The following is a 23,413-nucleotide window of genomic DNA, read 5'->3' as shown; positions in this document are numbered from 1 at the left end:
TCGGCTGGCGGCACCTGCACCACATCGGCGGGCGGCCGCGCGGGCCGGATGGCGGAATGACAGCGGACCCCACATCGCCGAGGAGCCTCCCCAGGTTCCCGTTGTCGCGGCGCCGGGCTGCGGCGCCGTGTCCCGCGGCTTTTGGCCGCCGCGTTCAGCTTATGGGTCGATACGTTACGTTTACGTCAACGTCACTTCAAGCATGGAATCGTGCCCACCTGCAATTCCGCGTTGCACAATCAGCGCGGCCCCATGCGAACCGCGCCGTCGAGGCGGATGACCTCGCCGTTCAGCATAACGTTCGTGAGCAGGTGCAGCGCGAGCGATGCATACTCCTCGGGCAGGCCCAGGCGCTGGGGAAACGGCGTCTGCTCGGCCAGCGATTGGCGCACCTTGTCGGGCAGGCTCGCCATCATGGGCGTGTCGAAGATGCCGGGCGCGATCGTCACCACGCGGATGCCGCGGCCCGAAAGATCGCGCGCCAGCGGCAGCGTCATGGCCGCGACGCCGCCCTTGCTCGCCGCGTAGGCCGTCTGCCCGATCTGCCCGTCGTAGGCGGCGATCGAGGCGGTGTTGACGATCACGCCGCGCTCGCCGTCCGCGCCCGGCGCGTTGTCCGCCATGGCGGCGGCGGCCAAGCGCGCCACGTTGAAGCTGCCGACCAGGTTGACGTTCACCGTCTTGGCGAAGGCGTCCAGGTCGTGCGGCTCACCCGCCTTGTTGAGCACGCGCCCCGAAGCGACCACGCCGGCGCAGTTGAACGCGCCGTGCAGCGCCCCGTAGGCGGAGAACGCGGTGTCCACCGCTTCGCGCGCGTCCGCCTCCCGGCTCACGTCCACGCGCACGAAGCGCGCCGCGTTCCCCAGCTCGGCCGCGAGCGCCGCGCCGCCCTCGGTATCGACGTCGCCCAGGACGACCGCACCGCCCCGCGCCACCAGCGCCCGCGCCGTGGCCGCGCCCAGCCCGGAGGCGCCGCCGGTGACGAGAAACGTCCGCCCATCGATGTCCATGTCGAAGCTCCCTGCCGGAATGTGGCCGACTTGACGCTAACGTAAGCGTCAATATCCTGCCAGATGGAAGATTGGCACACCCGGGCGCCGGTTGCCCGAGCGGTTGTGGGCGGGCATGGATTTCGAGCTTTCCGAGGATCAGCAGGCGTACCAGGAGAGCGCGCGCACCTTCGCGCGCAACGAGCTGGCGCCCCACGCGGCCGACTGGGACGAGCGGGCCCACTTTCCGATCGACGTGATCCAACGCGCCGGGGAGATGGGGTTCTGCGGCCTCTACACCCCGGAGGAAGCCGGCGGCCTGGGCCTGTCGCGCCTGGACTCCGCCATCATCTTCGAGGAGTTGGCGGGCGGCTGCACCTCCACGGCTGCCTACCTGACGATCCACAACATGGCCTCGTGGATGGTCGCCACCTGGGGCAGCGCGGCGCTGCGCGCGGCGTGGTGCGAACCGCTCACCCAGGGCCAGCGCTTGGCGTCCTACGCCCTCACCGAGGCGGGTTCCGGCTCGGACGCGGCCAGCCTGCGCACGCGCGCCGTGCGCGACGGCGACGCCTACGTCCTCACCGGCGACAAGATGTTCACCTCGGGCGCCGGGGACACCGACCTCCTCGTCGTCATGGCGCGCACCGGCGGCGAGGGCGCTGGCGGCGTCACCGCCTTCGCGGTGCCGGGCGATGCGGCGGGCATCACCTACGGCCGCAAGGAGGTGAAGATGGGCTGGAACAGCCAGCCCACCCGCTCGATCCGCTTCGAGGGCGTGCGCGTGCCCGCCGAGAACCGCCTGGGCGACGAGGGCGAGGGCTTCAAGCTGGCGATGAAGGGCCTGGACGGCGGGCGCATCAACATCGCCACCTGCTCCATCGGGACGGCCCAGGCGGCGCTGACAGCGGCGCAGCGCTACGCCCGCGAGCGCGCGCAGTTCGGCCGCGCCATCGCCGACTTCCAGGCCATCCAGTTCAAGCTGGCCGACATGGTCACCGAGCTGGTGGCGGCGCGGCAGATGGTGCGCCTCGCGGCGGCCAAGCTGGACCGGCGCGATCCCGACCGCACCGCCTACTGTGCCATGGCCAAGCGCTTCGCCACGGACGTGGGTTTCCGCGTGTGCAACGAGGCGCTTCAGGTCCACGGCGGCTACGGCTACCTGCGCGACTACCCGCTGGAGCGCCACGTCCGGGATGTGCGCGTGCACCAGATCCTGGAGGGCACGAACGAGATCATGCGCCTGATCGTGGGGCGCAGCGTGCTGGAAGACGACGCGACGGACCGCCTGCGCTGACGCGCACGCGCGGCGAATGCCGTCGCAGCCTTGCGATCGCCGCCGGCACTTGCTTTATCCGATGGGGTAAGCCGTTTACCCGAAGGAAAGCGGCATGTATGACCTGCCGCGCGCGTCAAGACGACGACCGGCAGCGAACGAAAGTGAGCGACGCACGCAATGGCCGACAGCGCCCCGACCCCCGACGGCGAGCCGGACAGCTCCAAGAAACGCAGCTTCACGATCGGCGAGCTGGCGCGGGAGTTCGACGTCACCCCGCGCACGATCCGGCTGTACGAGAAGCAGGGCTTGCTCGCGCCCGAACGCGACGGTCAGCGCCGCATCTATTCCCGGCGCGACCGCGTGCGCCTCAAGCTCACGCTGCGGGGCCGGCGCATCGGCATGACGCTGGCGGAAATCCGGGAGGTCTTCGACCTCTACGACAGCTCCGCCAACGGCGAGGAGCGCCAACTGCAACGCTACCTCGACATCCTGGAGGAAAAGCGCGACGCCCTGCTCCGCCAGCGCGCGGACATCGACGCCGCGCTGGCGGAACTGGAGGAGTCGGCGAGCGCCTGCCGCGAGGTGCTGTCCGCCCGCAAGGGCGAAAAGCAGGCGAACTCCGCCCGCAACACGACGCTCCGCCCCTCGGTCAACCCACGTTGACGTTTACGTAAAGGCGACGTACGCTCGACAATGTCGGTTTCTGCCACCCCGTCGAGCGTCCGCCATGACCCACATTCCCCAGCTCAACTTCGGCCTCGGCGAGGACATCGACATGCTGCGCGACAGCGTCGTGTCCTTCGCCCGCAACGAAATCGCGCCCATCGCCGACGAGGTGGACCGCAGCAACAGCTTCCCGCGCTGGCTGTGGCCGAAGCTCGGCGAAATGGGGCTGCTCGGCATCACGGTCGAGGAAGCCTACGGCGGCGCGGGCATGGGATACTTGGCCAAGACCGTGGCGATGGAGGAGATCTCGCGCGCCTCGGGCGCGATCGGGCTGTCCTACGGCGCGCACGCCAACCTCTGCGTCAACCAGATCCGCCTCAACGGCACGGAAGACCAGAAGCAGCGCTACCTTCCCAAGCTGTGCACGGGCGAGCACGTGGGCGCGCTGGCGATGTCCGAGCCGGGCGCCGGCTCCGACGTGGTGAGCATGCGCCTGCGCGCGGAGAAGCGCGGCGACACCTACGTCCTCAACGGCACCAAGATGTGGATCACCAACGGCCCGCTCGCGGACACCCTGGTGGTCTACGCCAAGACCGACCCGGACGCCGGCGCCAAGGGCATCACCGCCTTCATCATCGAAAAGGACATGCCCGGCTTCGAGCCCGCACAGAAGCTGGACAAGCTGGGCATGCGCGGCTCCGACACCGGCGAACTGGTGTTCCGCGACTGCGAGGTGCCGGCGGAGAACGTGCTGGGCGCGGAGAACAAGGGCGTGCGCGTGCTCATGTCCGGGCTGGACTACGAGCGCGCCGTCCTCGCCGCCGGGCCGGTGGGCATCATGCAGGCGGTGCTGGACGTGGTGACGCCCTACGTCCACGAGCGCGAGCAGTTCGGCCAGCCCATCGGGGAGTTCCAGCTCGTCCAGGGCAAGCTGGCCGACATCTATTCCACGCTCAACGCCTGCCGCGCCTACGTCTACGCCGTCGCCGCCGCCTGTGACCGCGGCGAGACCACGCGCAAGGACGCCGCCGGCGCCATCCTCTACGCCGCCGAGAAGGCCACGCAGGTCGCGCTCGACGGCATCCAGCTGCTCGGCGGCAACGGCTACATCAACGAATACCCGACGGGCCGGCTGTTGCGCGACGCCAAGCTCTACGAGATCGGCGCGGGCACCAGCGAGATCCGGCGCATGCTCATCGGCCGCGAGCTGTTCAACGAAACGGCCTGACCGCCCCATCCCGACACCCTACGGCGAGGGAGCTTCTGCCATGTCCGCCGATCCCATCGTCATCGTCGGCTACGCCCGCACCGCCCTGGGCGGCCTCATGGGCGAGCTTGCCGCCAAGCGCGCCCCGGACCTCGGCGCCGCCGCCATCAGCGCCGCCATGGAGCGCGGCGGGCTGTCGGCCGCCGATCCCGACGAGGTCTTCATGGGCAACGTCCTGCCCGCCGGCATCGGCCAGAACCCGGCGCGCCAGGCCGCGCTCGCCGCCGGGCTGCCGCAAAGCGTGCCGTGCACGACCGTCAGCAAGGTCTGCGGGTCGGGCATGAAGGCGAACATGCTGGCCGCCGACCTGCTCGCCGTGGGCACGGGCGACGTCTTCGTCGCCGGCGGCATGGAGAGCATGTCCAACGCGCCCTACCTGCTGAACAAGGCGCGCGGCGGCTACCGCCTGGGCCACGGCGAGATCAAGGATCACATGTTCGTCGACGGCCTGGAGGACGCCTACGAGCCCGGCCGGCTCATGGGCGTCTACGGCGACGAGACGGCGCGCGTCTACGGCATCTCGCGCGAGGCCCAGGACGACTTCGCCATCCGCTCGCTGGACCGCGCGCAGACGGCGAACGAGGACGGCACCTTCGCCCGCGAGATCACGCCCGTCACGATCCATTCGAAGAAGGGCCAGACCACGGTGGACCGGGACGAGCAGCCGCGCTCGGCCAAGCCCGACCGCATCCCCCACCTCAAGCCCGCGTTCTCGCCCGACGGCACGATCACCCCCGCCAACGCCAGCTCCATCTCCGACGGCGCGGCGGCGCTCGCGCTCATGCGCCGCTCCACGGCCGAGCGGCGCGGGCTGACGCCGCTGGCGACGATCCGCGGCCATGCCGGCCACGCCCAGGAGCCGGCGTGGTTCACCACAGCGCCCGTCGGCGCGATCAAGAAGCTGCATGAGCAGGTCGGCTGGACCGCGGGCGAGGTCGACCTCTACGAGATCAACGAGGCCTTCGCCGTGGTCACGCTCGCGGCCATGCAGCAGCTCGGCCTCTCGCACGAGCAGGTGAACGTCCACGGCGGCGCCTGCGCCCTGGGGCATCCGCTGGGCGCGTCGGGCGCGCGCATCATCGTGACGCTGCTCGGCGCCATGGAAGCGCACGACGTCAAGCGCGGCATCGCCTCGCTGTGCATCGGCGGCGGCGAGGCCACCGCGATCGCCCTCGAACGCGCCTGAGCCCCGCCATGCCCGTCATCCGCAGCGCCGTCGACACCACCAGCGAGTCCTTCCGCGAGAACGCCGACGCCATGGGCGCGCTCGTCAGCGACCTGCGCGCCCACGTCCAGCGCGTGAAGCAGGGCGGCGGTGAACGCGCCCGCCAGCGCCACGTCGCCCGCGACAAGCTGCTGCCGCGCGACCGCCTGCGCGTCCTGCTGGACACGGCGGCACCCTTCCTGGAGTTCTCGCAGCTCGCCGCGCACAACGTCTACGCGGACGACGTGCCGGGCGCCGGCATCATCACCGGCATCGGCCGCATCGCCGGGCAGGAGTGCGTCGTCGTCGCCAACGACGCCACGGTGAAGGGCGGCACCTACTACCCGCTCACGGTGAAGAAGCACCTGCGCGCGCAGGAGATCGCGCGCCAGAACCACCTGCCCTGCGTTTATCTGGTGGACTCCGGCGGCGCCAACCTGCCCCAGCAGGACGAGGTCTTCCCCGACCGCGACGACTTCGGCCGCATCTTCTTCAACCAGGCCACGATGTCGGCCGAGGGCATCCCGCAGATCGCGGTGGTGATGGGCTCGTGCACGGCCGGGGGCGCCTACGTGCCCGCGATGGCCGACGAGAGCATCATCGTGAAGGAGCAGGGCACCATCTTCCTGGGCGGCCCGCCGCTGGTGAAGGCGGCGACCGGCGAGGTCGTCTCCGCCGAGGAGCTGGGCGGTGCCGACGTGCACGCGCGCACCTCCGGCGTCACCGACCACTACGCCCTCAACGACGCGCACGCCCTGGGCACGGCGCGGCGCATCGTGGGCGACCTGAACCGGCGCAAGCAGCACGACCTGGCGGTGCAGCCGCCCAAGCCGCCGCGCCACGACCCGCAGGAGCTGCACGGCGTGGTCCCCACCGACCTCGCGCACGCCTTTGAGGTGCGCGAGGTCATCGCCCGCATCGTCGACGACAGCGAGCTGGACGAGTTCAAGGCGCTCTACGGCACCTCGCTGGTGACCGGCTTCGCGCGCCTGCACGGCTATCCGGTCGGCATCGTCGCCAACAACGGCGTGCTCTTCTCGCAGTCGGCGTTAAAGGGTGCGCACTTCGTCGAGCTCTGCTGCCAGCGCGGCATCCCGCTGATCTTCCTGCAAAACATCACCGGCTTCATGGTCGGGCGCAGCTACGAGGCCGGCGGCATCGCCAAGGACGGCGCCAAGCTGGTCACGGCCGTCGCCAACGCCAGCGTGCCCAAGCTGACCGTCATTATCGGCGGCAGCTTCGGCGCCGGGAACTACGGCATGTGCGGGCGCGCCTACGACCCGCGCTTCCTGTGGATGTGGCCGAACGCGCGCATCTCCGTCATGGGCGGGCAGCAGGCGGCCAACGTGCTCGCCGAGGTGCGGCGCGAGAGCCTGGAGCGGCGCGGCGAGTCCTGGTCGCCCGAGGACGAGGAAGCTTTCAAGGCGCCCATCCGCGAGCAGTACGAGCGCCAGGGCCACCCCTACTACGCCTCCGCGCGGCTGTGGGACGACGGCATCATCGACCCCGCGGACACGCGCACCGTGCTGGCGCTCGGGCTCTCGGCGGCGCTCAACGCCCCGGCGCAGCCGACGAAACACGGCGTCTTCCGGATGTGAGGCGCGCCACCCAATGACACCGAACAGCCCATTCACACCGCACTCTGGACATCCCCATACCCCTCTCGGATCGGGCTTCCGCCCGATCCCGTCTCCCCCTTCCCCTTCAAAGGGGAAGGGGGAGATCGCAGAGGGGGTTGGGGTCCGCGACCTCGTCGGATCGACGGCATGAGGCGCCGATGACGCAAGACATCCTCTCCGTCGCGCACGACAACGGCGTCGCCTGGGTCACGATCGACCGGCCCGAGGTGCGCAACGCCTTCGACGACCACCTGATCGCGGAGCTGACGGCCACGCTGCGCGAACTGGACGGGCGCGCGGACGTGCGCGCCGTCGTGCTGGCGGGCGCGGGCAAGCACTTCTCGGCGGGCGCGGACCTCACCTGGATGCAGCGCATGGCGTCCTTCGGGTGGGACGACAACTTCGCCGACAGCCAGGCACTGGGCGAGCTGATGCACACGCTCAACACCCTGGCGCAGCCCACGCTGGCGCGCGTGCAGGGCGCGGCCGTCGGCGGCGGCCTGGGGCTGGTGGCGTGCTGCGACATCGCCGTGGCCTCGGACCGGGCGGTGTTCGCGCTCACCGAGGTCAAGCTCGGGCTCATCCCGGCCGTGATCGCGCCCTACGTCGTCACCGCCATCGGGGAGCGCGCGGCGCGGCGCTACGCCGTGACGGGCGAGCGCTTCGACGCCCACCGCGCCCACGACCTGGGCCTAGTGCAGGAGGTCGTGCCCGAGGCGGAGCTGGACACCTACCTCGCCACGATTCTGGACACGCTGCGCGAAAACGGCCCGCAGGCCATGCGCGGGGCGAAGCGGCTGATGCGCGATGTGGCGCGCGTGCCCATCGACGCCGAGCTGCGCCGCGAGACGGCGCGCCGCATCGCCGACCAGCGCGCCAGCGCCGAGGGTCAGGAGGGCGTCGCGGCCTTCCTCAACAAGCGCACGCCGAGCTGGCGCGATCATTAACGGCAGGTGCCCGCCATGTTCGACACCGTCCTGATCGCCAACCGCGGCGAGATCGCCTGCCGCATCGCCCGCACCTGCCACCGGCTGGGCGTGCGCAGCGTCGCCGTCTACTCCGAGGCGGACGCCGGGGCCGCCCACGTCGCCGCGTGCGACGAGGCCTGGCCCATCGGCCCGGCGGCGGCGCGCGAGAGCTACCTGAATGCCGAGCGCATCCTGGACGTCGCCCGGTGCAGCGGCGCACAGGCCATCCACCCCGGCTACGGCTTCCTCTCGGAGAACGCGGCGTTCGCCCGCGCCTGCGCGGCGGCGGGGATCGCCTTCATCGGCCCGCCGGCCGAGGCCATCGAAGCCATGGGCTCGAAGAGCGCGGCCCGGCACCTCATGGCGGAGGCGGGCGTGCCGCTCGTGCCGGGTTACGACGGCGACGCGCAGGACGACGCAACACTGAAGAAAGCCGCGGATGACATCGGCTACCCGGTGCTCATCAAGCCCACGGCGGGCGGCGGCGGCAAGGGCATGCGCCGTGTGGACCGCGCGGCGGACTTCGCGGACGCCCTGGCGGCGGCCAAGCGCGAGGCGGCGGCCAGCTTCGGCGACGACACCGTGCTGCTGGAGCGCTACGTCACCTCCCCCCGCCACATCGAGATCCAGGTGTTCGCCGACACCCACGGCGACGCCGTGCACCTCTTCGAGCGCGACTGCTCCATCCAGCGCCGCCACCAGAAGCTGATCGAGGAGGCCCCCGCCCCCGGCATGACGGCCGAGCGGCGGGCGGAGATGGGCGCGGCGGCCGTGCGCGCGGCCCAGGCCATCGGCTACGTCGGCGCCGGAACGGTGGAGTTCATCGCCGACGCGGGCGGCGAGTTCTTCTTCATGGAGATGAACACGCGCCTCCAGGTCGAGCACCCGGTCACGGAGATGGTGACGGGCACGGACCTCGTGGCGTGGCAGCTTCAGGTCGCCGCCGGGCAGCCGCTGCCGCACGCCCAGCCCGATCTCGCCGTGCACGGCCACGCCATCGAGGCGCGCGTCTACGCCGAGGATCCGGCCGCGGGCTTCCTGCCCTCGATCGGCACGATCACGCACATGGCCACCCCGGCGGAGACGCCGCACGTGCGCCTGGATTCCGGCGTGCGCCAGGGGGACGCGATCACGGTCCACTACGACCCCATGATCGCCAAGCTGATCGTCTGGGACCACAGCCGCGACGCGGCCCTGCGCCGCCTGCGCCGGGCGCTGGGGGAGTTCCGCGTCGTGGGCCCGACGACCAACCTGCGCTTCCTGCAAGCCGTGGCGGCGCATCCCGCCTTCGCCAACGGCGAGGTCACGACCCACTTCATCGACGAGCACCGCGACGCCCTGCTGCCCGAGGCGGCCCCGGCGTCCGACCGCGTGCTGGCCGTGGCGAGCCTGGCGGTGTTCCGGCGCATCGAAGCGGACGCGGCCGATCGCGCGGCGCGGTCGGGCGATCCCTTCTCGCCCTGGCACGCCGTCGACGGCTTCATGCTCAACGACGACGGCCACCACGAGCTGACCTTCCGCGACGGCGAGCGCGACGTCAGCGTGACGGCCTGGCTGCGGCGCGACGGCTACGTGCTGGAGCTGCCGGGCGGGCCGGTGCTCGCGTCGGCGGATGCGGGGGAGAACGGCGAGCTGCGCGTGGCGCTGGACGGCGTGCGCCTCTCCGCCACGGTGGTCGAAGAGGGCGAGCGGCTGACGGTGCTCACGGAAGAGGTGAACCACACCCTCGTGCTGCACGACCCGCTGACCGCCGGCATGGCGGACGCGATCAAGGAAGGATCGCTCACCGCGCCCATGCCGGGGACGGTGACGCAGGTGCACGTGCGCCCCGGCGAGGCGGTGCACGAGGGCCAGGCGCTGATGATCCTGGAAGCCATGAAGATGGAGCACACGATCACGGCGACGAAGGACGGCGTCGTGGACGCGGTCCACTACGCGGCCGGCGACACCGTGGGCGAAGGCGCGGAACTCCTCGCCCTGCGCGACGCCGAGGACACCGAGCGGGCGGCGGAATGACCTTTCCCGAGCGCGTCACCCTGGTCGAGGTCGGCCCGCGCGACGGGCTGCAGAACGAGCCGCAGCCGGTTTCGGCCGACACCCGCATCGCGCTGGTGGACCGCCTCGCCGCCGCCGGCCTGCCCGTGGTGGAGGCGGGGGCCTTCGTCTCCCCGCGCTGGGTGCCGCAGATGGCGGACAGCGACGCCGTGCTGACGGGGATCACGCCCCGGCCGGGCGTGCGCTATCCCGTGCTCGTGCCCAACACCAAGGGGCTGGACAAGGCGCTGGCGAGCGGCGCGCGCGAGATCGCGGTGTTCGCGGCGGCCTCGGAGACTTTTTCCAAGAAGAACATCAACGCCAGCATCGCCGAGAGCCTGGAGCGCTTCGCGCCCGTCATGGAGCAGGCGCGCGCCAACGGCGTGGCCGTGCGGGGCTATGTGTCGTGCGTGCTCGGCTGCCCCTACGAGGGCGCGATCGCGCCCGAGCAGGTGGCCTGGGTGGCCGAGCGGCTGATGGAGTTGGGCTGCTACGAGGTCTCGCTGGGCGACACGATCGGCGTGGGCACGCCGCTCAAGGCGCGGCGGCTGGTGGAGACGGTGGGCGCGCGCGTGCCCGTGGAGAAGCTGGCGGCGCACTTCCACGACACCTACGGCCAAGCGCTCGCCAACCTCGTGACCGTGCTGGACCAGGGCATCGCCACGGTGGACACGGCCGTGGCCGGGCTCGGCGGCTGCCCCTACGCCCCCGGCGCCGCCGGCAACGTCGCGACCGAGGACGTGCTCTACATGCTGGACGGCATGGGCATCGCAACCGGCGCCGACCTCCACGCCGTCGCCGCCATCGGCCGCTGGATCAGCGAACAGTTGGACCGGCCCATCGCGTCGCAGGCTGGGAAGGCGTTGGTTGCGCGCGCGTGTACCGCTTAGCACGCTGAGAATCCTGTTATACCGCTAGCATGATACTATTCGTCCACGCCGGACCCAGTTACCAGACGATACGAAGCACGATTTATCCGAGTAAGACGATATATAGCTTGTTTTATTTTTTATATATCGTGTTTTTCATTTAACTTATATTTTTGATCTATAATATAATTGACAATTACCGAGATCTACATATATTCCATTATCATACCAGATTTAATTTAAATATATTCGAATATTTGCGGCAAATTTAACATATCCGTCAAATCGACCTTTTTTCAACGGATGATGGGAACATATGTATGAGCACCTCAACACTTGCCTAACCGACGCAGACAGATATCAGGGATTAGCCGGACCATAAACTTTCGACCCTATCACCTCCCAGGATGCCCCCTTATCAGCGACATACCGGTTGCATTAATGGTCTCTGGTATGCCATTCTCATCAATCATAATTGCACAATCTGGGCAATACTCACCGAGAACGTGTAACACTGCAAAAAAGGCAAGGTTAAGGGAAAGACATGATAGAAGATATTCTCCGAGCATACATCAATTTTTTGCGAAAAAACAAAGGAATATTTCGCTTCGTTACAATAGTAGTACTAATAGCATATTCGGCAGCTATTTTGTTTGCGACAGGCCTTATATCTGCGAATCTCACCTTATTCGTCGTATCTGGCGCAATAGTTTTCGTTGTTATTGTAGTATTTCTTGGAGTCCCCTCAACCGGACAGTATGAGGAAACTACAGGGATAGACGACTTCGCCAATCTGTTCCGAGAACCATTACATGAAACTACGCGGAAAAATCGTCGAAATCTTCTAATCTCATCAACTATCGGGTTGGTCATGTCTGTCGGCAAGATTGCTCCAACTGAAATAAAAGCGCTAGGGATAACCCTTGATGCCGTCGAACAAAATAATCTTTATCTCCTCGTTGCAGGCATTGTATCTTATTTTATTATATCATTCTCCGTCTATATACGATCGGACTTAATATCCGCTTTCTTGAGTGCTGAATCGAAAAGGAATGATTTAAAGTACACGCTAGTTGGACGAATTCTTTTTGACGCAGTTCTTCCACTGATTGTTGGAATAGCTTCCCTGGGATTCCTCACAACACAATTCCAACAAATTTGTTAATTTATATTTAGTAGAGTCATACGCAGGACACCGCGTCCCGGACTTCTGCAATTAAAGCATTTCTGAATATATTATTCACTTAATAAGCTAAAATTTACCTATTGTATTGTTACGGAATAAATAATTGAAAACGCGATACATTTAGGCACGGCTAAAAACCAGGAGAAGGCGGATCCATACGCGGTTTGTTGGCGCAACATGTGTACGTTCAAGTCAAGTTTTATGTTTGTTGCTCAATACACGTGATAGCAGGTTACAAATCCTCTCCCCGCAACATCTTGTAGATGCCGGAATAGTCCTTGTGGCCGTGGCCCTGGTTGCAGAAGACGCCGTAGAGGGCGGCGGCTTCGGCGCCGAGGGGGCTGGCGACGTTGGCGTTCGCCGCGGCGTCCTGGGCCAGGCGCAGGTCCTTGAGCATCATCCCGGCGGCGAAGCCCGGCGTGTAGTCGCGGTTGGCGGCAGCCGTCTCCACCACGCCCGGCACGGGATTGTGGTTCAGCATCGCCCAGCACGAGCCCGAGGCCTGGGAGATGATCTGGTACAGCGTCTCCGGGTCGATGCCCTGCTTCTCGCCCAGCGTGAAGGCTTCCGAGGTGGCGAGCATGCAGATGCCCAGCATCATGTTGTTGCAGGCCTTGGCGATCTGGCCGTTGCCCGCCTGCCCCGCGTGGATCGCGGCCTTGCCCATGACGTCGAAGAGCGGCTTGGCGCGCGCGAAGGCGTCCGCGTCGCCGCCCACCATGAAGGTGAGCTTGCCGGCCTTGGAGCCCTCCACCCCGCCGGAGACGGGCGCGTCCAGCACCGCCTGCCGCCCGCGCACGGCCGCCGCGACGGCGCGCGCGCTGTCCACGTCGATCGTGGAGCACTCCAGCATGAGCGCGTCCTCGGGCGCCGAGGCGATGACGCCGCCCGCGCCCTCGTAGACCGAGCGCACGGCCGCGCCGTCGGGGAGCATGGAGACGACGATGGCCGCCGAGGCCGCCGCGTCCGCGACGCTGTCGACGATCGTAACGCCCTGCTCGCGCGCGGCCGCGCAGTTTTCCGCCGAGAGGTCGGTCCCGTGCACGCTGTAGCCGGCGGCGACGAGGTTCGCCGCCATCGGGCCGCCCATGTTGCCCAGGCCGATAAAGCCCACGCTGGTCATGCTTCGCCTCCCCGTTCGTGTGCGCGGACGCCGCGCTTGACGTCCACGTCAGCTTCTTGGGGTATGGTGCGGCGCGCGCGGCGCGTTCGCAAGGATCACGGTTGCATCGGGACCATCACCCCCACCCGATCGCCTGCCAGCGATCGACCTCCCCCTCTTCCGCCGAACCTACGGGAGTCACACATCTTTGTTGCGAGGCAGGAAGATGCGCCACAGCTACCGCTCGTCGTCACCCGGCTTGACCGGGTGACCTCACCCAGTTCGACCTCCCCGCAAGCGCCGGGAATGCCGAGCTGGGTGAGACCACCCGCTTGAAGCGGGTGGTGACGGGGTTTGGGAAAGTCGCGATTGCACGAGAACCAATCGCGATCCGTGAATCCCGTAGCCCCGCCCAAGGGGAGGCCGCCGGGTAGAGGCTGCTTCACGCCGCGAACGACAGGTCCGGCACGTCCAGCGGGTCGAAGCAGCGGGCGACCTCGGCGTCCGTGACGTCCTCCAGCCGCGCGGGGTTCCAGGCGGGCGAATTGTCCTTGTCCACGAGCACGGCGCGCACGCCCTCGAAGAAGTCGGCACGCGCCGTCATCGCCTGGCTGAGGCGGTATTCCGTGACCATGCAGGCGTCGAAGTCCCTGTCCGCCGCAGCGCGGATGGCGGCGAAGGTCACCTTCATTGAGCTGGGCGAGCGCTGGCGCAGCGTGGCCGCGGTCTGCTGCGCCCACTCGCTGCCCTCGGCGTCCAGCGCGGCCAGGATGCCTTCCACGCTCTCGGCGGCGAAGCAGCGGTCGATGGCCTCGCGGTGCTCGGCCAGCGGCGCCGGACCCGGATCGCCCGCGAAGTCGGCGAGCACGTCGGCCACGGCCGCGTGCGCGTCGTCCTCGAACGCGGCCGACGGCAGGGCTTCCTCCAGCTCCGCCATGCGGTCGCTGGGGACGTAGTGCGTCGCCAACCCGGTGTAGACGGCATCCGCCGCCGTCAGACGCGCGCCCGTGAGCGCGAGGTACATCCCGAGTTGCCCCGGCAGGCGCGAGAGCACCCAGGTCGCGCCCACGTCGGGAAAGAAGCCGATGGCGGTCTCCGGCATGGCGACCATCGTGCGGTCGCCGGCGATCCGGTGGCTGCCGTGCACGGAAATCCCGACGCCGCCGCCCATCGTGATGCCGTCGATCAGCGCCACGTAGGGCTTGGCGCAGGCGTGGATGCGGCGGTTGAGCGTGTACTCCTCGGCGAAGAAGCGCCGGCGCAGGTCCGTGTCCCTCGGCCCCGCGTCGTAGACCGCGCGCACATCGCCGCCGGCGCAGAAGGCCTTTTCGCCCTGGCCGCGGATCACCACCGCGCTCACGCTGTCGTCGGCCGACCACGCGGCGAGCTTGGGGTCCATGTGGCGGATCATGTCCAGCGACAGCGAGTTCAGCGCCTTGGGGCGCGTCAGCTCGATCTCGGCCAGCGCGCCGCGGCGCTCGAACGCGATTTCGTCCGTGCCGCCCTGCTCCGTCACCGCGGCCGGGGTGTGCTCGTTCACGGCCCTGCCCTCCCCTTCGGATCTTCGACCGGCGGCAAGCATGCGGCGCCCGGCCGCGATGTTCAACACGCCCCGCGCCGCACCGCAACATGCGAAACGATCTTGCGCTTGACGCGCACGTAAGGTCGTGCGCGTGCGATCCGCCCCAAGCGCGCGCAAACCGTCTTGCTTTTTGCCGCCACGCTCGGGCGGACCGATTGTCGCACCCGAGCGCGCGGGCGTATCCTCCGGGTGTGCGCGCCGGGTGGTTGCCGTTTACGTCAAGCCCCGGCGCGGCCCATGCGAGGAGGGCGCGTCATGGCTCTCGCCGAAGTCTCCCTGAAGGACAAGTACCGCCAGGAGCGCGGCACGATCTACATCTCGGGCATCCAGGCGCTGGTGCGCCTGCCCATGATGCAGCGCCAGCGCGACAAGGCGGCGGGGCTGGACACCGCCGGCTACATCTCCGGCTACCGCGGCAGCCCGCTGGACGGCCTGGACAAGCAGATCTGGGGCGCCAAGCCCTTCCTCGACAAAAGCGACATCCACTTCCACCCGGGCATCAACGAGGACCTGGCCGCCACCGCCGTCTGGGGCACGCAGCAGGGCGACATCTTCAAGGACTTCGACAAGGACGGTGTCTTCGCCATGTGGTACGGGAAGGGCCCGGGCGTGGACCGCTCGGGCGACGTCTTCCGCCACGGCAACATGGCCGGCACGGCCAAGAACGGCGGCGTCCTGCTGCTCGCCGGCGACGACCACACGGCGTCCTCCTCCACCACGGCGCATCAGTGCGAACACGCCTTCATGGACGCCATGATCCCGGTGCTAAACCCGGCGGGCGTGCAGGAGTTCCTCGATCTCGGGCTCTATGGCTGGGCGCTCAGCCGCTATTCGGGCTGCTGGGTGGGCTTCAAGACCACGGCGGAAACCGCCCAGACCGCCGCCGCCGTCTCCATCGACCCCGAGCGCATCCAGATCGCCGAGCCCACGGACTTCGAGATGCCGCCGGGCGGGCTCAACATCCGCTGGCCCGACCCGCCCCTGCAGCAGGAAGAGCGCCTGCATCGGTACAAGCTCTACGCCGCGCTGGCCTTCGCGCGCGCCAACAAGCTCGACAAGCGCGTCATCGACAACCCGCACAAGCGCAAGCTCGGCATCATCACCGCCGGCAAGGGCTATCTGGACCTGCGCCAGGCCCTCGACGACCTGGGCATCGACGAGGACCTGGCCGCCGAGATCGGGCTGTCGGTCTACAAGGTCGCCATGTCGTGGCCGTTGGAGCGCGAGGGCATCCGCGCCTTCGCCGAGGGGCTGGACGAGCTCGTCATCGTCGAGGAAAAGCGCGCCTTCATCGAAAACCAAGTGCGCGAACAGCTCTACAACTGGCGCGAGGACGTGCGCCCGCGCGTGGTGGGCAAGTTCGACGAGCACGGGCAATGGCTGCTGCCGTCCTTCGGCGAGCTGACGCCGGCCAAGATCGCCCGCGCCCTCGCCCCGCGCATCGAGCGCTTTTACGACAGCCCGCGCATCCGCGAGCGGCTGGCCTTCCTCGATGAAAAGGAAAAAGCGCTCACGAGCGAGCCGTCGCCGCTGACGCGCCTGCCCTATTACTGCTCCGGCTGCCCGCACAACACCTCCACGGTCGTGCCCGACGGCAGCCGCGCCATGGCCGGCATCGGCTGCCACTACATGGTGCAGTGGATGGACCGCAACACGGCCACCTTCACGCAGATGGGCGGCGAGGGCGTGCCGTGGATCGGCCAGGCGCCGTTCTCGACAACCGAGCACGTCTTCGTGAACCTGGGCGACGGTACCTACTACCACTCGGGCATCCTGGCGATCCGCGCCTGCATCGCGCAGCAGGTGAACATCACCTTCAAGATCCTGTTCAACGACGCCGTCGCCATGACCGGCGGGCAGCAGGTGGACGGGCCGCTCGACCCCATGATGATCTCGCGCCAGCTCGCCGCCGAGGGCGTGCGCGTGATGCGCGTCGTGACGGACGAGCCGGAGAAGTACCCGCTCAACGCCGGCTTCGCGGACGGCGTCAGCGTTCACCACCGCGACGAGCTGGACACGATCCAGCGCGAGCTGCGCGAAACGCCGGGCGTGACGGCGCTGATCTACGACCAGACTTGCGCCGCGGAGAAGCGCCGCCGGCGCAAGCGCGGCACCTACCCCGACCCGGCCAAGCGCGTCTTCATCAACGATCTGGTGTGCGAGGGCTGCGGCGACTGCTCCGCCAAGTCCAACTGCGTCTCGGTGGTGCCCTACGAGACGGAATACGGCACCAAGCGCGCCATCGACCAGTCCAGCTGCAACAAGGACTTCTCCTGCCTCAAGGGCTTCTGCCCCTCCTTCGTCACCGTCGAGGGCGGGCAGCTCCGCCAGGGGCCGCAGGGGTCCGCCGAAGCGCTCGCGCACGACTGGGGCGAACTGCCCGAGCCGAATGTGCCCGAGCTGGCGAGCGACACCCACAACATCGTCGTCACCGGCGTGGGCGGCACGGGCGTCGTCACCGTCGGGCAGATCCTGGGCATGGCCGCCCACATCGAGGGCAAGGGCTGCACCGTCTTCGACATGACGGGCCTGGCGCAGAAAGGCGGCGCGGTGACCAGCCACGTGCGCCTGGGCAGGACGCGCGGCCACATCCACTCCAGCAAGATCTCCGCCGGCACGGCGGACCTGCTGCTGGGGGCCGATCTCGTGGTCGCGGCGGGCTTCGACGCGCTGGCCAAGACGATGGCCGGGCGCACGCACGCCGTCATCAACACCCACGAGACGATCACGGGCGACTTCACGCAGAACCCGGACTACACCTTCCCCGGCGAGGAGCTGCGCGAGCGCATCCGCGAAGCCGTGGGCCGCGAGCGCGCGGAGATGGTGGAGGCCACGGAGCTGGCGACCGGGCTGCTGGGCGATTCCATCGCCGCCAACCTCTTCATGGTGGGCTACGCGTGGCAGCGCGGGCTCATCCCGCTGTCCGAGGCCGCGCTGATGCAGGCGGTGGAGACGAACGGCGCCGCCGTGGATTTCAACAAGCAGGCCTTCCTGTGGGGCCGTCGCGCCGCGCACGACCTCGCATCCGTGCAGAAGGCGGCCGAGCCCGCCGCCGGTGAGGAAGCCGTGGGCTCCGAGCACCTCTCGGAGACCCTGGACGAGGCCATCGAGCGCCGCGTCACCTTCCTGACCGACTACCAGAACGCCGCCTACGGCGAACGCTACCGCGCGCTGGTACAAAAGGCGCGCGACGCCGAGCGGCAGGCCGCGCCGGAGCGCGAGGAGCTGAGCTGGGCGGTGGCGAAGAGCTACTTCAAGCTGCTCGCCATCAAAGACGAATACGAGGTGGCCCGGCTCTTCACCACGGGCGAGTTCGAGGCCAAGCTGAAGCGCCAGTTCGAGGGCGACTACAAGCTGAAGTTCCACCTCGCCCCGCCGATCATGAACCCCGCGGACCCGAACACCGGGGAGCCGCGGAAGAAGACCTTCGGGCCGTGGATGTTCCCGGTCTTCAAGGTCCTCGCGCGGTTGCGCGTGCTGCGCGGGACCAAGCTCGATCCCTTCGCCTACCTCGCGGAGCGCAAGCGCGAGCGCGAGCTGATCGCGGAATTCGAGGCGCTGATGGATGAGGTGCTGGCGGGGCTGACCCGCGACACCCACGCCACGGCGGTCGCGCTGGCGGAGTTGCCGCAGCAGGTGCGCGGCTACGGCCACATCAAGATGGCCAACCTGGAGCGCGCCAAGGCGGAAGAAGCCCGCCTCTTGGACCAGTTCCGCTCCCCGGCCCCGATGCCGCAGGCGGCGGAATAATACCGCCGAGTTGATGAAGTCATAAGCCTCATCCCTCTCTGCCTTTCGCGCAGGTTTGCGCGAAAGCCATCTCCTCCCTCTCCTTCAGGAGAAGGGGGAGATTGTAGAGGGGGTTGAGGCCGACACGATGACCAAGTCATGTCATTGGCTCGATGGTATATTACCGTCGAGACGCCCCGGTGCACGCACGTGCCGGGGCATCCAACGCCGGTCAGCCGAGATACTTCGCCAGGATCTCGTCCAGCTTGCCGGAGTCCTTCACGGCCTCGAAGGCCTTGCGGAAGGCCTCGATCGCGGCCGGATCGGTGTCCGGGTTGAAGGCGTAGTAAAGCTCGCCGCTCTTGAGCACGTGCTTGACGTCGAAGCGATCCGCCATGCCCTCGTTCTTGAGCGCATACTTGGAGACGTTGACCTCGTAGGCCCAGTAGGTGGCACGGCCCGCCGCGAGCAGCTTGAGGATGGAGTCCAGGTTGCTGACGCGGTGCAGCGCGCTCTTGGGCACACCCTTTTGCATCAGCAATTGTTCGGCCACATCGTCGCGGATGGTGGCGGTGCGCGCGTCGTGAAGCTGCGCCAGATCGTCGATCGCCGGCTTGTCGGCCGGGCCAATGACGCCGATCTTGGTGGACGCGATGGGGCCCACCCAGGTGAACTTGTCCTCGCGGTTCTCGGTGCGCGTCGTCGCGAAGACGACCGTGTTGGCCTGATTGAGCGTCTTGTTGTAACCGCGCGACCAGGGCGCCATGGTCACGTCGGCGATCGTCTTGCCGGTATCGGCTTCCTCGAAAATCGCCCGCGTCAAGTCGATGGAAATGCCGGTCTTCTCACCGTCAATCTTCATGTTGTAGGGTGGATATTGCTCGGTGTAGAAGCTCAATTTGTCGATGGGCCCGGCCTGCGCCATCGGCGCCACCAGAACAGCCACGAGGGCGAGCGCGATCCGTCGCATGGTGTTTTCCCTTCCGCTGGGATTCCATAAAGGCGTTTGTCGTCCAGACATCCGACGGGACGCGTGGGCGCGCGCCGTGCGGCATCGCTGCTCGTGGCCGCCGCCGACACCGACCCGGTGCGCCACCGCATCCCCCTTTTTGATTAGCGTTCGCGATAAATTATCTCACGTCAACCATTAACGGGGAGCGACGCCGGGGGTCAAAAAAGGGGCCGCGCGGGTACACCGGGCGGCCCGAGCTTGGGGAGGGTCGACGTTCATGACAAAGCGGTTCCGGAAATCCCGAAGGCCGCTCCAACGTCGATGCCGGGATTTCACCGCTCATTGTGGTGCAGTGCAACATTCGACACGGCGCGGCCCGCGCAAGGCCCTTTTGACCGCCACGCAAAGGCGCCGCGCCGGCGGCCCGTTCAGGCCGCTTCCCGCTCCCACGGCGGCACGCCGGCGAAGTGCCCGACCAGAAAGTCGAGAAAAACGCGGATCTTGGGCGCCAGGTTGCGGCGGTCTGCGTAGATGGCGACGATGTTCGAGTTTTCCTGCACGTAGTGCGGCAGCAGGCGCACCAGCCGCCCCGCGCGCAGATCGTCCTGAACCAGATAGGTCGACAGCCGTGCGATCCCCACGCCCGCGAGCGCCGCGTGGTAGATGGCGTCCGCGCTGTTGGCCTCGAAGTTGCCGCTGACGCGCAGCGTCTCTCCGCCCCGATCGTCGAACACCCAGTCGTTCCAGGCCGTCACCGTGGTCAGACCCAGGCAGTTGTGGCGGGCCAGATCCTCGGGCGTTTGCGGCGCGCCGAAGCGCTCGACATAGGCCGGCGCGGCGCAGATCACGCGCCGGTTGGGAGCCAGCTTGCGGGCGATCACGGTGGGATCGGCGATCTGCTCGCTGAAGCGGATGGCGACGTCGACGTCCTCCGCCGCCAGGTCCACGGGGCGGTCCGTCAGTTCCAGATTGAGCCGCAGTTCGGGATACGCGTCCAGAAACGCCGGCAGCAGGGGCAGCAATTGCGCCTTGCCGAAGGCCACGGTGGAGACGATGCGCAGCGTCCCGCGCAGCGCGCCCATCGTCGCGAGCGATTCCTCGGCGTTGGCGACCTCCCGCGCCACCGCGCGGCAGCGTTCGTGAAACGCGCGCCCCTCCTCGGTCAGCGAAATGCCCTGCTGCGTGCGGTTGAGCAGGCGCACGCCGACGCGGTCCTCCAGGTGGCCGATCTGACGGCTCACGGCCGAGGGCGACTGCTCCAGCGCCCGCGCCGCCCGGGAGAAGCTCCCGGTGTCGACGACGCGGGCGAAGAGGATCATCTGGCTGGCGAGATCCATGGGGCCACCCCGTCCTTGTGCACCGCAGCAGAAGCGTAACGGCTGCACGGGCCGGTGGCGAGCGCCGGGTTCAAGGGGAGGCAGAGCGACCTAGCGGCATCGCGCGCACCCGGCCTGCGGCGCTCCGCACGCACCCCGCCACGCTCGCGAACAGCCGGCCGGCGGCGGCGTGCGCGGCTTCTGCCCGCAAGCGGTGCGCCCGGGCGATGCAAGCGTCGATTTCGGCCTGGCTGGGCTGGCGGATGACCGTGGCGATCCGATCGTCCATCATCACACGTCTCCTTCCGGCGTGGTTTGCGCCGTGGGTGACGGCGCCGTGCTGCAATGCACAATGTTGGATCGGCGCCGGATGCGAGAAGCCGCCGCGGGCGCAAAGGGGCCTTGTCCGCGGTGCAAGGGGGCGCCCTCCGGCCAGTTTTGACGCACATCAATGCCGGTGCCGGAACGCGAGGTAGTGTGCCGGTGTTGTCCGAATGCCACCGCACGCCGCTTCACGAGACGGAGACGGCCATGACCTTCGTGCTGACCAGCGCGGCCTTCGGCCAGGGCGAGCGCATCCCGAAGCTCTACACCTGCGAGGGCGACGACACCTCGCCGCCCTTCCAGTGGCAGGGCGCGCCCGAGGGGACCCGCAGCTTCCTGCTGGTCTGCGACGACCCGGACGCCCCCGGCGGCATCTTCCGGCACTGGGCCGCCTACGACATCCCGGCGGACTGGACCTGGCTGGAAGCGGGCCTGAACGGCGAAACGCTGACGCACGGCATCCGTCAGGCCATTAACGACTTCAACAAGCCGGGCTACGGCGGCCCCTGCCCGCCCGAAGGGCACGGCCCGCACAACTACCACTTCCGCCTGAGCGCGCTGAGCGAACCCACGCTACCCGTGGCGCCGGGCGCCACCTGTGTGGAGGTCCAGACGCTCGCCCGGCCCTACGTCATCGACTTCGTGGAACTCGTCGGCGTCTACGAGCGCTGAGGCGGCCGGCGCTGGAAACATTCATCTTACGGAACGGGTCAATTTTACGGCCAAGGTGTTGCCACCTTGACCGAATTGACCCTATCGATGCTTCCGCCTCTTTCCGGCCGGCGCTGGAATCATTTATCTTACGGGACGGGTCAATTTTACGGCCAAGGTGTTGCCACCTTGACCGAATTGACCCTATCGATGTTTCCAACGTTTTACAGGCGGCGCTGGAAGCACCTAACGGTGCTTCCAGTGGGGCTCCCGCTTCTCGTTGAAGGCGGCCATGCCCTCGGCGCGGTCCTCGAAGGCGAAGGTGGCGTGGAAGGAGCGGCGCTCGAAGCGCACGCCCTCGGCCAGCGTGGTTTCCTCGGCGCGGTTCACGGCCTCCTTGCACGCCATGACGGCGGGCAGCGACATCCCGGCGATCGTGCCGGCCGTCTCCAGCACGCGGTCCATCAGCTCGTCGGCCGCGACGACCTGGGCGACGAGCCCCGCGCGCTCGGCCTCCTCCGCCTTCATCGTGCGGCCGGTCAGGCACATCTCCATCGCCTTGGCCTTGCCGACCGCGCGCGTGAGGCGCTGCGTCCCGCCCATGCCGGGGATCGTGCCCAGCTTGATCTCGGGCTGGCCGAACTTGGCGTTGTCCGCCGCGATGATCAGGTCGCACATCATTGCCAGCTCGCAGCCGCCGCCGAGCGCGTGCCCCGCCACCGCGGCGATCGTGGGCGTGCGCAGGTGCGCGATGGCCTCCCAGTCGTCGGTGATGAAGTCCTCGTAATGGACCTGGGCGAAGTCCTTGGGCTGCATCTCCTTGATGTCGGCGCCGGCGGCGAACGCCTTCTGCGAGCCGGTGATGACGATGCAGCCGATGTCGGGGTCGTTGTCCATCGCGCGCGCGGCGCTGTCCAGATCGGCCATGAGCTGGCTGTTGAGCGCGTTCAGCGCATCCGGGCGGTCGAGCGTGATGATCCCCACGCGATCGCGCGTTTCCGTGCGGACGAGGCTGTCGGACATGACGTGGCTCCCTGTTGTGCCGGCGGGGATCGACCCCGCGCCTCCCGCCGGTTTACGCGCGCGTCAAGACCGCTGCAAGCCGGGTTTCCGTGTGGGTCAGCCACCGAACAGAACCGCGTACATGATGCGCCCGGGCACGAAGGTGAAGATGCCGGCGATCACCAGCGCACCCACGAAGAGCGACACCATGGCGCGCTTGTGCCGGTCGACACGGTGGCGATGCGCCGCCAGGACCGCCAGCGGCAGGGTCGCCAGGGTCAGGATCGACAGCAGGTGAATGGGGCTCCACCGCCCAACCACGCGGAGTTCGTGGATCCAGAAGGAGCTGCCCGCGACCACGAGCATCGCGATCACCCAGCCCCAGCCGAGCACACGGTGCGGCACCGTCCCCTTCGGCCCGGCGAGCTGCACCAGCCCGGCCACAAAGGCCAGGATGGCGGCAAACGCGTGGACCTGGATCGCCGGGCTTGCGCTCAGCAACGGGGTCAGGCTCATGCGATCCTCCTGGTTTCGAGGGCATTTCACCGTAATACTGCCGAGTTGATGAAATCGTCGACCCCAACCCCCTCTGTAATCTCCCCCTTCCCCTTGTAGGGGAAGGGGGAGATGGGTTTGGGGCGATAGCCCGAAACCCAGAGGGGGATGGGGCTATG

At 68.0% G+C, this 23,413-nt stretch carries 18 protein-coding genes; 10 read left to right on the top strand and 8 right to left on the bottom strand.

Annotation, left to right across the window (positions count from 1 at the left end; translation table 11 throughout):
- Window positions 1–239: 239 nt before the first annotated feature.
- Complete coding sequence (locus tag BLQ43_RS06965) at window positions 240–1,010, bottom strand: SDR family NAD(P)-dependent oxidoreductase (RefSeq protein WP_090019422.1); 771 nt, start codon at window positions 1,008–1,010, stop codon at window positions 240–242.
- 115 nt (window positions 1,011–1,125) lie between these two features.
- Here BLQ43_RS06965 and BLQ43_RS06960 point away from each other — a divergent pair, with 115 nt between their 5' ends.
- The 8 genes from BLQ43_RS06960 to BLQ43_RS06925 all read left to right on the top strand — a co-directional run bounded on the left by BLQ43_RS06960 (window position 1,126) and on the right by BLQ43_RS06925 (window position 10,916).
- Window positions 1,126–2,286: an acyl-CoA dehydrogenase family protein gene (locus tag BLQ43_RS06960; protein WP_090019421.1), complete on the top strand. Its 1,161-nt coding sequence runs from the start codon at window positions 1,126–1,128 to the stop codon at window positions 2,284–2,286.
- Between the two features lie 159 nt (window positions 2,287–2,445).
- Window positions 2,446–2,931: a MerR family transcriptional regulator gene (locus BLQ43_RS06955; protein ID WP_090019420.1), complete on the top strand. Its 486-nt coding sequence runs from the start codon at window positions 2,446–2,448 to the stop codon at window positions 2,929–2,931.
- Window positions 2,932–2,995: 64 nt separating this feature from the next.
- On the top strand, window positions 2,996–4,162 hold the full coding sequence (locus BLQ43_RS06950) for an isovaleryl-CoA dehydrogenase (protein ID WP_090019419.1): 1,167 nt from the start codon (window positions 2,996–2,998) through the stop codon (window positions 4,160–4,162).
- Window positions 4,163–4,202: 40 nt separating this feature from the next.
- A complete protein-coding gene (locus BLQ43_RS06945) occupies window positions 4,203–5,387 on the top strand; it encodes an acetyl-CoA C-acyltransferase (protein ID WP_090019418.1) in 1,185 nt (394 codons plus the stop codon).
- A gap of 8 nt (window positions 5,388–5,395) precedes the next feature.
- Window positions 5,396–7,003, top strand: a complete 1,608-nt coding sequence (locus tag BLQ43_RS06940) for a carboxyl transferase domain-containing protein (RefSeq protein ID WP_090019417.1) — start codon at window positions 5,396–5,398, stop codon at window positions 7,001–7,003.
- 179 nt (window positions 7,004–7,182) lie between these two features.
- Complete coding sequence (locus BLQ43_RS06935) at window positions 7,183–7,971, top strand: enoyl-CoA hydratase/isomerase family protein (RefSeq protein WP_090019416.1); 789 nt, start codon at window positions 7,183–7,185, stop codon at window positions 7,969–7,971.
- Window positions 7,972–7,986: 15 nt separating this feature from the next.
- Window positions 7,987–10,008, top strand: a complete 2,022-nt coding sequence (locus BLQ43_RS06930; RefSeq protein WP_090019415.1) for an acetyl-CoA carboxylase biotin carboxylase subunit — start codon at window positions 7,987–7,989, stop codon at window positions 10,006–10,008.
- Entirely contained in the window at window positions 10,005–10,916 is a 912-nt protein-coding gene (locus BLQ43_RS06925; RefSeq protein ID WP_090019414.1) for a hydroxymethylglutaryl-CoA lyase, read from the top strand. Before BLQ43_RS06930 ends, BLQ43_RS06925 begins: the two co-directional genes overlap by 4 nt.
- Before the next feature lie 1,397 nt (window positions 10,917–12,313).
- Here the strand turns inward: BLQ43_RS06925 and mmsB are convergent.
- Both mmsB and BLQ43_RS06915 read right to left on the bottom strand, forming a co-directional pair.
- Window positions 12,314–13,204, bottom strand: a complete 891-nt coding sequence (gene mmsB / locus BLQ43_RS06920) for a 3-hydroxyisobutyrate dehydrogenase (protein ID WP_090019413.1) — start codon at window positions 13,202–13,204, stop codon at window positions 12,314–12,316.
- Between the two features lie 421 nt (window positions 13,205–13,625).
- Window positions 13,626–14,723, bottom strand: a complete 1,098-nt coding sequence (locus BLQ43_RS06915; protein ID WP_245659494.1) for an enoyl-CoA hydratase/isomerase family protein — start codon at window positions 14,721–14,723, stop codon at window positions 13,626–13,628.
- A 279-nt stretch (window positions 14,724–15,002) separates the two neighbouring features.
- On the opposite strand from BLQ43_RS06915, the gene BLQ43_RS06910 reads away from it, so the two are divergent.
- Window positions 15,003–18,515 (top strand): indolepyruvate ferredoxin oxidoreductase family protein, encoded by a 3,513-nt coding sequence (locus BLQ43_RS06910; RefSeq protein ID WP_090019412.1) that lies wholly within the window; start codon window positions 15,003–15,005, stop codon window positions 18,513–18,515.
- A gap of 211 nt (window positions 18,516–18,726) precedes the next feature.
- Here the strand turns inward: BLQ43_RS06910 and BLQ43_RS06905 are convergent, their stop codons facing one another.
- The 3 genes from BLQ43_RS06905 to BLQ43_RS06895 all read right to left on the bottom strand — a co-directional run bounded on the left by BLQ43_RS06905 (window position 18,727) and on the right by BLQ43_RS06895 (window position 21,054).
- On the bottom strand, window positions 18,727–19,464 hold the full coding sequence (locus BLQ43_RS06905; protein WP_176758562.1) for a substrate-binding periplasmic protein: 738 nt from the start codon (window positions 19,462–19,464) through the stop codon (window positions 18,727–18,729).
- A 410-nt stretch (window positions 19,465–19,874) separates the two neighbouring features.
- On the bottom strand, window positions 19,875–20,783 hold the full coding sequence (locus tag BLQ43_RS06900) for a LysR family transcriptional regulator (RefSeq protein WP_090019410.1): 909 nt from the start codon (window positions 20,781–20,783) through the stop codon (window positions 19,875–19,877).
- Between the two features lie 70 nt (window positions 20,784–20,853).
- Complete coding sequence (locus BLQ43_RS06895) at window positions 20,854–21,054, bottom strand: hypothetical protein (protein WP_090019409.1); 201 nt, start codon at window positions 21,052–21,054, stop codon at window positions 20,854–20,856.
- Between the two features lie 239 nt (window positions 21,055–21,293).
- Here BLQ43_RS06895 and BLQ43_RS06890 point away from each other — a divergent pair, with 239 nt between their 5' ends.
- Window positions 21,294–21,758 (top strand): YbhB/YbcL family Raf kinase inhibitor-like protein, encoded by a 465-nt coding sequence (locus BLQ43_RS06890; protein WP_090019582.1) that lies wholly within the window; start codon window positions 21,294–21,296, stop codon window positions 21,756–21,758.
- Between the two features lie 225 nt (window positions 21,759–21,983).
- Here the strand turns inward: BLQ43_RS06890 and BLQ43_RS06885 are convergent, their stop codons facing one another.
- Together BLQ43_RS06885 and BLQ43_RS06880 are read right to left on the bottom strand one after the other, a co-directional pair.
- Window positions 21,984–22,760 (bottom strand): enoyl-CoA hydratase, encoded by a 777-nt coding sequence (locus BLQ43_RS06885; RefSeq protein ID WP_090019408.1) that lies wholly within the window; start codon window positions 22,758–22,760, stop codon window positions 21,984–21,986.
- A 96-nt stretch (window positions 22,761–22,856) separates the two neighbouring features.
- The gene (locus BLQ43_RS06880; RefSeq protein WP_090019407.1) at window positions 22,857–23,255 is read right to left on the bottom strand and encodes a DUF2306 domain-containing protein; all 399 of its coding nucleotides are present in this window, start codon (window positions 23,253–23,255) and stop codon (window positions 22,857–22,859) included.
- Between the last annotated feature and the right edge of the window lie 158 nt (window positions 23,256–23,413).

The sequence above is a fragment of the Limimonas halophila genome (genome assembly GCF_900100655.1).
Classification (GTDB): Bacteria; Pseudomonadota; Alphaproteobacteria; order Kiloniellales; family Rhodovibrionaceae; genus Limimonas; species Limimonas halophila.
Note: the sequence above shows the minus strand (reverse complement) of the source record. Positions and strands in the feature narration are given on the sequence as shown.